1 pseudogene is annotated in these 369 nt (G+C 59.3%); it reads right to left on the bottom strand.

The window, feature by feature from the left end:
* Positions 1-369 (bottom strand): annotated as a pseudogene (locus O4G76_RS22305) (transglutaminase); the annotation flags it as partial.

The raw sequence follows: 369 nt of genomic DNA, 5'->3' as shown, positions 1-369 counted from the left end.
AGGGACATCACCATTCCGGATCTTGCGCACCCGCGCGTTCATCCAATGGCGGATCGCATGGCGATACAGCTGCTCCTGGAAGCGGCCGATCGCCTATTTTCGGTTCTCGAAAAAATCGTCGGGTGAAGCGAAGGTTCCGAGATCGCGGGCAATCCCGGTCTTCTGGATGTAGGTATCCTCACCGGTCCACCCGACCTGCGGCGCGCCAAGGCGATCCGTGCCGACTCCATAGCCGCACAGACTTTCCCGGTCCGGGAAAGCGGCTTGGATCGCCTGAAGATATAGGCTGTCGAGAATGAACCCTTCGAGGTTCAGCCAATCACCATCCAGTTCGACCTCGACCCAGGAATGCAGGATTTCCGCCGGAGC

This window comes from Limimaricola sp. G21655-S1 (assembly GCF_027213785.1).
Lineage (GTDB): Bacteria > Pseudomonadota > Alphaproteobacteria > Rhodobacterales > Rhodobacteraceae > Limimaricola.
Note: the sequence above shows the minus strand (reverse complement) of the source record. Positions and strands in the feature narration are given on the sequence as shown.